Genomic DNA, 9,993 nt, shown 5'->3' on the forward strand with positions numbered 1-9,993 from the left:
GGCGGCGTGGCGACGACAGGCATGCCGACGGACGCCATCATAGCGCCGGCAGGCAGGGCGACGGACGGCCCGGCGAAGGACGCCATGGCGAGGGCAGACCTGTTGATGGCAGGCCCGGTGAAGGCCACAAGGCCTCCAAGGGGTCTCGCCGCCACCGCGGTTCCGGTGGTAAGATGAACTCCTCACCCGCCGATCGGTCGGAACAGCGTCCCGCGCATAGCGCCGGCAAGCCTGATGGAATACAAGGCGTTGCCTTTTTGCGTCGCGAGAGTCGCCCCAACGGCCGACCGAACCGCAATCCTCATTCGAACTAACAGTCCACGACTGGAGACACCCACATGGCTAAGGAAGAGCTGATCCAGTTCGAAGGACTGGTCACCGAAATCCTCCCCGACGCCCGCTACCGCGTGCAGCTCGACGCCGGACACGAGATCGTTGCCTATACCGCCGGCAAGATGAAGAAGAACCGCATCAAGACGCTGGCGGGCGACCGCGTGACGGTGGAAATGTCGCCCTATGACCTCGAGAAGGGCCGGCTGATTTTCCGCCACAAGGACGAACGTCCCAGCGGGGTGGGTGGACCGCCTCGTCCGGGCCAGCGCGGCGGCCAGTTCCGCCGTCGTTAGGCGGTTGCTGGCGCGCGAGCGGCAGCAAGATTCCGGCCAGCCTATCGATCCGCCGTGGACCTCGCGGCGGATCAAAAAATCGTGCATGGCCGGATTGTTTTGAGGCCTCAATTCCGATAAAATGAATTTATCGATTTTCGGCCGGACGACATTAGCATCCACCGGTACAGCCGGTTCAGACACGCTGACGACCCTTCCAAAAATTCGATCTAACCGGCCTGCGCGAGCGGGCTCCAACATTGTGTTATCTGAGAAGGGACTACCCCCGTGAGCATGGGAACCGTGAAGTGGTTTAACGCGACCAAAGGCTTCGGCTTCATTCAGCCCGACGATGGCGGCCAGGACGTGTTCGTTCACATCAGCGCTGTCGAGCGCGCAGGCCTCGGCACGCTGCGTGAAGGTCAGAAGATCTCCTACGAGATCGTGGCCGACCGCCGCTCCGGCAAGTCGGCAGCGGACAACCTGCGCGACGCAGGCTGAACCGCCGGGCGCTTGGCCCGATCGGCTTGCGCCAGCCAAAGCAAACAAAAAGGCCGTGCGCAACGCACGGCCTTTTTCATTCCGAGGGCCTGCTCGTGGATGTCAGCACGAGGAGGGTACGCCGTTGTAGGGAACGCAGGTGACCTGGCGCGGCCGCGTGTAGGACAGATCGCTCAGCGGTATGCTCGACTTCAACACGTAACCCACGGAAGGTGTGTAAGTGTAGCTTGCCTCGCTGAGTATGAGGTAGGTCGACGGAATCAACAGCGTCGAGGGAAGCTCGCTGGTCACCTTGTCGCCGGCCTTCCGAGCCGAGGTCGCCAGCGTAGCTTGCGTCGCACCGCTCGCAATGGTGCCGGCCTTGCTCCACTGGACCGTGGCAATGCTGTTGGCATCGATGTAGATCTGGGAGATCGAGCCTTTCACGAGCGTAGCGTCGTAAGGCATGATGATCGAGATGCTCGCCGTGAACGCGTTCTGCATGTCGGAATCGGTCAGCGTCGTCGACTGCGATGTCAGATCGGACAGTGTCCGTGCGATCAACGTGACTTTGCGATCGATCGCCACGGCCGACGAGAATTCGACGGTACCGAAGAACATCACCAGCATCAGCGGCACGATGACCGCGAATTCGGTCGCCGCGAGCGCGCGGCTGTCGGCGACGAAGTCGCGCACCGAACTGCGGGCATTCCTCGAGAAATTTTTAATCGCCTGCATTGGTCCGCTCAGATCCATCTGCCTCAGAAGGGTTCGTTCTTGAAGGCAGCGGTCGCGACCAGCAGTCGCTTGCTGCTGCAACCGATGTTGTAGCCGAGGCCGGTGACGAAGAGCGGCCACTGATAGAACATCCGCACCACGACGACCTGGCTGGAGCTGCCGGGATTGTATTGCACGCCGGTCGGATTGAAGTTGCAGGAATCGCCGTAACTGGTGAGGTTCAGCGCCGTGAAGGAACTGGTACTCACCACGTCGACGTAAAGCTTGCTGCAATCGAAGAGCGCCGGGATCTGGCTGCAGACATAGGTCTTGAACGTGGTCTGATCGCACGCCGCGACCACGTTGGGCGTGGTCTGACAGGCTGCCACCGAGCCGCCCTGCGCTTGCGCCTGGCCGGTCAGAATGGCACGCGCCGAATTCTGGGTGACGGTCTCGAGCACCTGGCCTGCGAAGAACACCAGCGCCGTCTCGATGATGGCGAACAGCAGCGCGAAGAAAATCGGAGCGACCAGCGCGAACTCGACCGCCGCGGAGCCGCGGCGGCTGCCATGAAACCGGGATAGCGCTGTCCGGAGCGTGAACCTCGTAGGCGGAAGCGATGGCATCGCGTCAAATTCCCCAGCAGCGGCGATCCTCTGCTTGGTTCAATAGCTAAAACTGATTGTTTAAGTGTTGCAGGCGATTCACGCCCGCCGGACGGCATCGTTAAGGATGCGTTATCCATGCACGCCCGCATGCATCGAAGACGGCGCGCGCGGAGAGACCTCGCCCTGACAGTCCGGAAAATGCCCTGGCGGACTCAGGCGATCCTGCCCGGGTCAACCCGCCAGTCGACCTGGCTAGTTGGACTTGGTGCCCGCACCGGCGTTGCCGCTGGCATTGCTGCTCAGCGAACCGGCCTGGCTCATCGTGTTGTTGAAGTAATTGTCGCTGTCGCCGAGCGTCACACGACGCTGGCAAATCGGCACGCAGCTGTAGGATTCGCGCTCGATCCCGCGATAGACGGTGACGAGCCGGTCGCTCGGACCTTCGACCTGGATCTGGCGGTCGACCAGAATCTCGCCGCTCCGGTCGAGCGCGATGAAATTGGTGGCACCGTAGCCCTTGCCGGTCACGACGATCATGCCGCCGGGCTGGAGGGTGACGTCCGCGATCAGGGGATTGCCGACCACGATGGTCGCTACCTTGCCGGGCAGCCGTACCAGCTTGGCCTGGTCGACATTGACGGCGATGGTGTCGGCGGTGGGCTCGGCGAGGCCGGCAGCCGGCGATGCCAGCACTGCGGCGGCAACCAGAAGACAGACGCGCGCATGACGGCGCAGCAATTCTTTACGCATACTCTTACCCCCGGGACATCACAAACCGGCAGAAGCGACCAGATACAGCGGAGCCAGTGCCCGACCCGGGTAACCTGCCCTTAATTCGTGAACGTTCCGCAAACTCGCCGACTATTGTTTGAACGGACTGGCGTTTCCGGCCCGATATTCCAATCCTAGCGGCGGAACGGATAGGCCAGTTGGCCCCCGAACTCCTTCGGCATGGTCGCTTCGTCCTTGCCGTAGTCCTGCGGCAGCTGCCCCGCCGGCATGCGGAAGGTGCCGAACAGCACGTCCCAGATCGGAAACGTCCCGGCAAAATTCGTGTTGCCACCCTCTTCGAGCGAGGTGTGGTGCCAACGGTGGAATACCGGCGTTGCCAGCAAATATTTGAACGGTCCGAAGGTCCAGTTCAGGTTGGCGTGCACGAAGGCCGAATGGAAGGTGGTGAACGGGCCGACCCAGATCATGACGTTCGGGGAGATGCCGGCCATCAGCAGCACGACGTCGACGCTGATCGTCCCGAGCATAAGATTGACGGGATGGAAGCGGGCCGCGGAAATCCACCCGATCTCCTCCGACGAATGATGGACGGCGTGGTACTTCCAGAAGCCGCCGTCATGGAAAAGCCGGTGCAGCCAATACAGCATGAAATCAGACAGCATCAGGAATAGCAGAGCCTGCACCCACAGGGGCAGCTGCGCCAGCGGGCCGTGGCCATTGTCGTAGAAGGCGATGAGCCCGTCGGCATCGTGGATGTTGAAGATGGCGCTGGCGCCGACGATCAGAAGTCCGATCCGCATGGTGCGGGCGAACACCGGAACGAAGAACCAGTAACAGATGTCGGTGATGATCTCCCGCTTGCGCCACCACGGCGCGCCGGGATTGCAAGCCCAGAAATGCTCGAGCACGGTGAAGACGGCCGCGAGCGCGAAGGTGACCGGGATCACCTTCACGATGGTCTCGCCGAGCATCAAGGCGACTTGCATGGGCAGGCTCGACATCGTCGCCTCTCTTGCGGATTCCAGTTCTCCTACGCCTACTCCGCTAGATTTAAGGGAGGGTGAAGCCGCCGCCGCGCTCACGCTGCATCTGGAACCGGAGCGAATTGCAGCCGCAGCCTTAAGGCGAAATTCACTTTGGGCGGAAGCAGCGCGCCAGAAACGGGTTTGCTTGATCGAATTAACTCCACCGAAAGAGCTCGGCTCTCATGGTCATCGGGTCAAAGACGGCGCCGAACGAGGCGATCTTCACCCCAGATGGAGTTTTGTTCATGAAGAACTTGATTGCACGTTTCGCGAAGGATGAATCCGGCGCCACCGCCATCGAATACGGTCTGATCGCCGCCGGCATCGCGCTGGCCATCATCACCGTCGTCAACAATCTCGGCACCACGCTGAACACCAAGTTCACCTCGATCAGCACGTCGCTGAAGTAAGCGACCGACGAACGACGGCAAAAGCCCCGGATCTCCGGGGCCTTTGTTTTTGAAGACGGCGAGTTCCAGTGGCGTTGCGCGAGTACAGAACCGATGCCGCGGTCGCGGCGAACGAGGCAGGGGCGGCGCAGGCCGGATCACCGGTCTATTGGGTCTGCCTTGCCCTGCTGCTTGCAACAGTCGCGCTCGCCGCGCGCATTGCCAGCCTCTGGTGAGCACGCGTTCGGCGGCTTCGGCCGCGCGCGACCCATACTGCCGTTGTCGGTTTGTTTAGCACTGCCGGCTAGCATCGCCCGACGCCAGTTCCCGCCGCAAACCCAGGCCTCAAGACGCAGCCCATGATCCTCGACCTTGCGCGCCTTCTGCTCTTCCCGGCCTTGATGGCGTTCGCCGCCGCGAGCGATCTCTTCACGATGACGATCTCGAACCGTGTGTCGCTGGCGCTGGTCGCCGGCTTCTTCGCACTTGCCCTCGCCGGTGGCATGGCACCTTACGAGATGCTGAGTCATGTCGGTGCCGGCGCGCTTCTCCTGGTCGTGGCCTTCACCTGCTTTGCGATGGGCTGGGTCGGCGGCGGCGACGCCAAGGTCGCGGCCTCGGTCGCGCTCTGGTTCGGGTTCGCGCAGTTGATGAACTTCCTGCTCTACGCCTCGCTGTTCGGCGGCGCGCTGACGCTGCTCCTGCTCCAGTTCCGGCAATGGCCGCTGCCCTACGGGCTGGCGGGTCAGGCCTGGCTCGCGCGGCTGCACGCCAAGGAGAGCGGAATCCCCTACGGCATCGCGCTCGCCCTGAGCGCGCTGATGGTCTACCCGGAGACCGAATGGGTGAAGGCGATCGACCTCGCCCACCTCGCACTGCGCTGAACGCACTGGGTAAACCGGGCGCTAAGGCGATTTAGATACGCCTCATTAACCATGCTTTGACGAATAGCTGGTCAACTGCCGATTACGGCGGCGGCAGCGTCGCGGCGTTTTGTTGGAAAGTGAAGCGTATGAATAGGGCACGCATTGTCGTCCTGACGGTCGCCATCTGCGCCGGCGGCGTCGCCGCGTACCTGGCGAGCGGCTCGGACAATTCTGCGCCGCCTCCGGCCCCGGTCGCGCAGCTCCCGACCGTCGACGTTCTCGTGGCCAAGAACGACATCGGCCTCGGCCAGACCGTGAAGCTGGAAGACGTGCAATGGCAGACTTGGCCGGCCGCGACCGCCAGCGCCATCTTCATCCGCCGCAACGAGCGTCCCGAGGGCGCGACCCAGGTCGCCGGTTCGATCGCGCGCGCGCCCTTCATTCAGGGCGAACCGATTCGCGACCAGAAGCTGGTCAAGGCCGAGGGTTCCGGTTTCATGGCGGCAATCCTGCCCACCGGCATGCGGGCGATCTCGACCGAAATCTCGCCGGAGACCGGCGCGGGCGGCTTCATCCTGCCCAACGATCGCGTCGACGTCCTACTCACGCGCCGGCTGAAGAACCCGGACCAGAGCAGCGGCGCCCCCGACGTCGTCACCTCCGAGATCATCCTGGCCAATATCCGCGTCCTCGCCATCGATCAGGCGCCGAAGGAGAAGGACGGCCAGAACGCGGTGGTCGGCAAGACCGTCACCCTCGAGCTCAATCCCGCGCAGACCGCAACGCTTTCGGCGTCCCGCCAGAGCGGCACGCTGTCGCTGGCACTGCGCAGCATCGTCGACGTCAAGATGAGCGAAATCACGCTCGATGACTCCGCGCAGAAGCGGGACGGTGTTTCGATCATTCGCTACGGCATTCCAAGTCAGACGGCGAAGGCACGATGAAGACAGTCGATATGAAATGCAGGGTGGATTTGACGACGATGCGGACCTCCATGGTCCGCGCCCTGTCGTTTTCGGCCGCTGTCGCGCTGGCGCTCAACCCGGTTCTGACCCCCGTGGTCGCCGCCGATTACCGCCCCGTGGCGTCGGCCGCAGCGGACGGCCAGATGAACGCGCGCTTCCTCTCGCTCGGCGTCGGCAAGTCCATCGTGATCGACCTGCCGCGCGACATCAAGGACGTGCTGGTCGCCGATCCCAAGATCGCCAATGCGGTGGTCCGCTCGGCGCAGCGCGCCTATATCATCGGCGCCGCGGTCGGCCAGACCAATATCGTGTTCTTCGATACCGCCGGTCAGCAGATTGCGGCCTATGACATCGCGGTCAAGCGCGACCTCAACGGCGTGCGCGCCGCGCTGAAGCAGGTCCTGCCCAATTCAGACATCCAGATCGACGGGCTCGGCGACGGCATCATCCTGACCGGCACGGCGGCGAACCCGTTGGAAGCGCAGCAGGCCAACGATCTCGCCGCGCGCCTGGCCGGCGGCGCCGACAAGGTGGTGAACTCGATCGTGGTCCGCGGCCGCGACCAGGTCATGCTCAAGGTGACGGTGGCGGAGGTCCAGCGCACCATCGTCAAGCAGCTCGGCATCGACCTGACCGCCAACCTCAACTACGGCACCTCCGTGGTGAGCTTCTCGAACTCGAATCCGTTCACGGCTCTCGGCAAGAACCTCGTGGACGGCAACAATCTCACCACGAAGTTCGGCGGCGCGCCGTCGGTGCAGGCCACCCTGCGCGCGATGGAAACCGCGGGCGTGATCCGCACGCTGGCCGAACCGAACCTGACCGCGATCTCCGGTGAATCGGCAACGTTCATCGCCGGCGGTGAATTCCCGGTCCCGGCAGGCTATGCGTGCGATCCCACCACGCATGTCTGTACCACCCAGATCAGCTTCAAGAAGTTCGGCATCTCGCTCAACTTCACCCCCGTGGTGCTGAGCGAAGGCAAGATCAGCCTGCGGGTGATGACCGAGGTCTCCGAACTTTCGAACGAAAACGCGATCACGCTGTCGCAGGCGGTGACCTCGACGTCGGTGAACTCGCTGACGGTGCCCTCGATCAGGACCCGCCGCGCGGAGACCTCGCTGGAAATTCCCTCCGGCGGCGCAATGGCGATGGCCGGCCTGATCCAGCAGCAGACCAAGCAGGCGGTCAGCGGACTGCCGGGACTGATGCAGCTCCCGATCCTCGGCACGCTGTTCCGCAGCCGCGACTTCGTCAACAACGCGACTGAGCTCGTCGTGATCGTAACGCCTTACGTCGTTCGCGCGGTGGCGCCGAAGGATCTGTCGCGACCGGATGACGGCTTTGCCCCGCCGGCGGATCCGCAGGCTCAGCTGATCGGCAACATCAACCGGATCTATGGCGTGCCTGGCCGAACCGAACCGGCCAAAAACTACCGCGGCACCTATGGCTTCATCACCGACTGAAGCGGAACGGGGACTTCACGATGATCACAAGACCACCCCAGCTTCGCAAACGCGCCATCCGCCTCGGTGGCGCGCTCGTCGGCATGGCGCTGGCGCTCGGCGGCTGCCAGCACGACGAAGTCCTCACCGCCTCCATTCCCGACGACTACAAGCAGCGCCATCCGATCGCGGTCGAGGAGCAGAACCGCTCGATCGTCGTCTTCGTCGGCCATGCCCGCGGCGGATTGACCGCCGCCCAGCGCGCGGACGTGATGGGTGTGGCCTCGGCATGGTTGCACGAAGGTACGGGCGCCATCCGTATCGACGTGCCCTCCGGCACGCCCAACGCGCGTCCGGTTGCGGACACGATGCGTGAAATCCAGGCGATGCTGGCGGGCGCAGGCGTTCCGCCGCGCGGCGTGAACATTCACCCCTACCAGCCGGAAGACAAACGTTTCCTGCCGCCGATCCGGCTCACCTATTCCAAGATCGCCGCGGTCGCGGGTCCATGCGGCCTGTGGCCGGAGGACATCGGCCCTTCGATGAAGAACAAGAGGTGGTTCGAGAACAAGGATTACTACAATTACGGCTGCGCCTATCAGCGCAACCTCGCAGCGATGGTCGACAATCCGTCGGACCTTGAGCAGCCGCGGCCCGAAACGCCGTCCTACACGGCCCGACGCATCACCGGTCTTGAGAAGTATCGCAAGGGACTCTCGACATCGACCACCTATCCCGACGCCGACAAGGCCAAACTCAGCGACACCGGCAAATGATCAGCTACGCTCGCCAGACACACGAAGAGCAGCCGGAAGCAGGTCCTCCGCCGGTCGAGGAGCATATTGCGCCCGCGCCGCGCGTCTCCGTCCAGGCCTTTTGCGAGACCGTGGAAACTGCTGCCGCGGTCCAGTCGGCCGGCGAGGATCGCCGCCTCGGCAAGGCCCATCTGAAGATCCAGATGGGCGGCATGGCGGCCGCGGTCGAAGCCTACCGCTCGGCTCCCACGCCGAACGTGATCGTGCTCGAGAGCGACGGCCGCAACGACCTCTTGGGCGGGCTCGACCAGCTCGCCACCGTCTGCGACGCCGGCACCCGCGTGGTCGTGATCGGCCGCATCAATGACGTCACGCTCTACCGCGAGCTGGTGCGCCGCGGCGTCAGTGACTATGTGCTCGCGCCGGTCGGCGCGATCGACGTCGTGCGCTCGATCTGCAACCTGTTCTCGGCGCCGGAAGCCAAGGCGGTCGGCCGCATCATCGCCGTAGTCGGCGCCAAGGGCGGCGTCGGGGCTTCCACCATCTCCCACAATGTCGCCTGGGCGATCGCGCGCGACCTCGCAATGGACGCCGTCGTCGCCGATCTCGACCTCGCCTTCGGCACCGCCGGGCTCGACTACAACCAGGATCCGCCGCAGGGCATTGCCGACGCCGTGTTCTCACCCGATCGCGTCGACACCGCCTTTATCGACCGCCTGCTGTCGAAATGCACCGACCATCTCAGCCTGCTGGCGGCGCCGGCGACGCTCGACCGGGTCTATGATTTCGGCACCGACGCATTCGACTCGGTATTCGACACGCTGCGTTCCACCATGCCGTGCATCGTGCTCGACATTCCGCATCAATGGTCGGGCTGGACCAAGCGCGCCTTGATTGGAGCGGATGACATCCTGATCGTGGCCGCTCCCGACCTCGCCAATTTGCGCAACACCAAGAACCTGTTCGATCTGCTGAAGGCCGCGCGTCCCAACGACCGACCGCCGCTCTACTGCCTGAACCAGGTCGGCGTGCCGAAGCGACCCGAAATCGCCGCCGCGGAGTTCGCCAAGGCCATCGAGAGCCAGCCGATCGTCTCGATCCCGTTCGAGCCGCACATCTTCGGCTCGGCGGCCAACAACGGCCAGATGATCGCGGAGATCTCCGCCAACCACAAGTCGATCGAGATGTTCCTTCAAATCGCCCAGCGCCTGACCGGCCGCAGCGAGACCAAGAAACAAAAGTCGTCCCTGTTTTCACCCCTGATTGACAAGTTGCGGGGAAAATAAGCCACCGCATGGAGTTGTTAAGTGTTTGGTAAGCGTAGCGGAACAGACACCGACCTTCGGGCGCCCAAGCCCGGCGCCGTGTCGCCCGAGCCTGCCCAGGCTCCGGCGCCGACGGTGTCG

At 63.7% G+C, this 9,993-nt stretch carries 13 protein-coding genes and 1 pseudogene; 10 read left to right on the forward strand and 4 right to left on the reverse strand.

The features are described from left to right. The 3 genes and pseudogenes from MOV74_RS20665 to MOV74_RS20675 all read left to right on the forward strand — a co-directional run. Positions 1 to 314: pseudogene (locus tag MOV74_RS20665) on the forward strand (RNA helicase); the annotation flags it as partial. A gap of 24 nt (positions 315 to 338) precedes the next feature. After that, the gene (gene infA, locus MOV74_RS20670) at positions 339 to 626 is read left to right on the forward strand and encodes a translation initiation factor IF-1 (protein ID WP_008131890.1); all 288 of its coding nucleotides are present in this window, start codon (positions 339 to 341) and stop codon (positions 624 to 626) included. A gap of 267 nt (positions 627 to 893) precedes the next feature. After that, positions 894 to 1,106 carry a cold-shock protein gene (locus tag MOV74_RS20675; protein ID WP_194404462.1) on the forward strand — a complete coding sequence of 71 codons (213 nt, stop codon included), beginning with the start codon at positions 894 to 896 and terminating at the stop codon, positions 1,104 to 1,106. Positions 1,107 to 1,208: 102 nt separating this feature from the next. Here MOV74_RS20675 and MOV74_RS20680 read toward each other — a convergent pair whose 3' ends face one another. The 4 genes from MOV74_RS20680 to MOV74_RS20695 all read right to left on the reverse strand — a co-directional run bounded on the left by MOV74_RS20680 (position 1,209) and on the right by MOV74_RS20695 (position 4,143). Further along, positions 1,209 to 1,823 (reverse strand): TadE/TadG family type IV pilus assembly protein, encoded by a 615-nt coding sequence (locus MOV74_RS20680; protein WP_246926121.1) that lies wholly within the window; start codon positions 1,821 to 1,823, stop codon positions 1,209 to 1,211. A 23-nt stretch (positions 1,824 to 1,846) separates the two neighbouring features. Further along, positions 1,847 to 2,428, reverse strand: coding sequence for a TadE/TadG family type IV pilus assembly protein (locus MOV74_RS20685; RefSeq protein WP_246926124.1), 582 nt, complete (start codon positions 2,426 to 2,428; stop codon positions 1,847 to 1,849). Between the two features lie 234 nt (positions 2,429 to 2,662). Then, complete coding sequence (locus tag MOV74_RS20690; protein WP_246926126.1) at positions 2,663 to 3,160, reverse strand: pilus assembly protein N-terminal domain-containing protein; 498 nt, start codon at positions 3,158 to 3,160, stop codon at positions 2,663 to 2,665. A gap of 155 nt (positions 3,161 to 3,315) precedes the next feature. Next, positions 3,316 to 4,143, reverse strand: coding sequence for a sterol desaturase family protein (locus MOV74_RS20695; RefSeq protein WP_246926128.1), 828 nt, complete (start codon positions 4,141 to 4,143; stop codon positions 3,316 to 3,318). A 269-nt stretch (positions 4,144 to 4,412) separates the two neighbouring features. Here MOV74_RS20695 and MOV74_RS20700 point away from each other — a divergent pair, with 269 nt between their 5' ends. The 7 genes from MOV74_RS20700 to MOV74_RS20730 all read left to right on the forward strand — a co-directional run bounded on the left by MOV74_RS20700 (position 4,413) and on the right by MOV74_RS20730 (position 9,873). Beyond that, positions 4,413 to 4,577: a Flp family type IVb pilin gene (locus MOV74_RS20700; protein ID WP_027544253.1), complete on the forward strand. Its 165-nt coding sequence runs from the start codon at positions 4,413 to 4,415 to the stop codon at positions 4,575 to 4,577. A 74-nt stretch (positions 4,578 to 4,651) separates the two neighbouring features. Next, complete coding sequence (locus MOV74_RS20705; RefSeq protein ID WP_246926139.1) at positions 4,652 to 4,792, forward strand: hypothetical protein; 141 nt, start codon at positions 4,652 to 4,654, stop codon at positions 4,790 to 4,792. A gap of 123 nt (positions 4,793 to 4,915) precedes the next feature. Next, on the forward strand, positions 4,916 to 5,440 hold the full coding sequence (locus MOV74_RS20710; protein ID WP_246926132.1) for a prepilin peptidase: 525 nt from the start codon (positions 4,916 to 4,918) through the stop codon (positions 5,438 to 5,440). A gap of 128 nt (positions 5,441 to 5,568) precedes the next feature. After that, a complete protein-coding gene (gene cpaB / locus MOV74_RS20715) occupies positions 5,569 to 6,366 on the forward strand; it encodes a Flp pilus assembly protein CpaB (RefSeq protein ID WP_246926133.1) in 798 nt (265 codons plus the stop codon). An 11-nt stretch (positions 6,367 to 6,377) separates the two neighbouring features. Further along, entirely contained in the window at positions 6,378 to 7,853 is a 1,476-nt protein-coding gene (locus MOV74_RS20720) for a type II and III secretion system protein family protein (RefSeq protein WP_246926137.1), read from the forward strand. Positions 7,854 to 7,873: 20 nt separating this feature from the next. Continuing rightward, on the forward strand, positions 7,874 to 8,608 hold the full coding sequence (locus MOV74_RS20725) for a CpaD family pilus assembly protein (protein ID WP_246926134.1): 735 nt from the start codon (positions 7,874 to 7,876) through the stop codon (positions 8,606 to 8,608). Then, positions 8,605 to 9,873, forward strand: coding sequence for an AAA family ATPase (locus MOV74_RS20730; protein WP_246926135.1), 1,269 nt, complete (start codon positions 8,605 to 8,607; stop codon positions 9,871 to 9,873). Before MOV74_RS20725 ends, MOV74_RS20730 begins: the two co-directional genes overlap by 4 nt. Positions 9,874 to 9,993: the final 120 nt, after the last annotated feature.

The organism is Bradyrhizobium sp. SHOUNA76, from assembly GCF_023006445.1.
Taxonomy (GTDB): domain Bacteria; phylum Pseudomonadota; class Alphaproteobacteria; order Rhizobiales; family Xanthobacteraceae; genus Bradyrhizobium.

Bases quoted from the DNA above. Each gene is read 5' to 3' on its own strand.
- infA (WP_008131890.1), top strand. From the start codon at position 339: ATGGCTAAGGAAGAGCTGATCCAGTTCGAAGGACTGGTCACCGAAATC.
- MOV74_RS20680 (WP_246926121.1), bottom strand. From the start codon at position 1,823: ATGCAGGCGATTAAAAATTTCTCGAGGAATGCCCGCAGTTCGGTGCGC.
- MOV74_RS20685 (WP_246926124.1), bottom strand. From the start codon at position 2,428: ATGCCATCGCTTCCGCCTACGAGGTTCACGCTCCGGACAGCGCTATCC.
- MOV74_RS20690 (WP_246926126.1), bottom strand. From the start codon at position 3,160: ATGCGTAAAGAATTGCTGCGCCGTCATGCGCGCGTCTGTCTTCTGGTT.
- MOV74_RS20695 (WP_246926128.1), bottom strand. From the start codon at position 4,143: ATGTCGAGCCTGCCCATGCAAGTCGCCTTGATGCTCGGCGAGACCATC.
- MOV74_RS20700 (WP_027544253.1), top strand. From the start codon at position 4,413: ATGAAGAACTTGATTGCACGTTTCGCGAAGGATGAATCCGGCGCCACC.
- MOV74_RS20710 (WP_246926132.1), top strand. From the start codon at position 4,916: ATGATCCTCGACCTTGCGCGCCTTCTGCTCTTCCCGGCCTTGATGGCG.
- cpaB (WP_246926133.1), top strand. From the start codon at position 5,569: ATGAATAGGGCACGCATTGTCGTCCTGACGGTCGCCATCTGCGCCGGC.
- MOV74_RS20720 (WP_246926137.1), top strand. From the start codon at position 6,378: ATGAAATGCAGGGTGGATTTGACGACGATGCGGACCTCCATGGTCCGC.
- MOV74_RS20725 (WP_246926134.1), top strand. From the start codon at position 7,874: ATGATCACAAGACCACCCCAGCTTCGCAAACGCGCCATCCGCCTCGGT.
- MOV74_RS20730 (WP_246926135.1), top strand. From the start codon at position 8,605: ATGATCAGCTACGCTCGCCAGACACACGAAGAGCAGCCGGAAGCAGGT.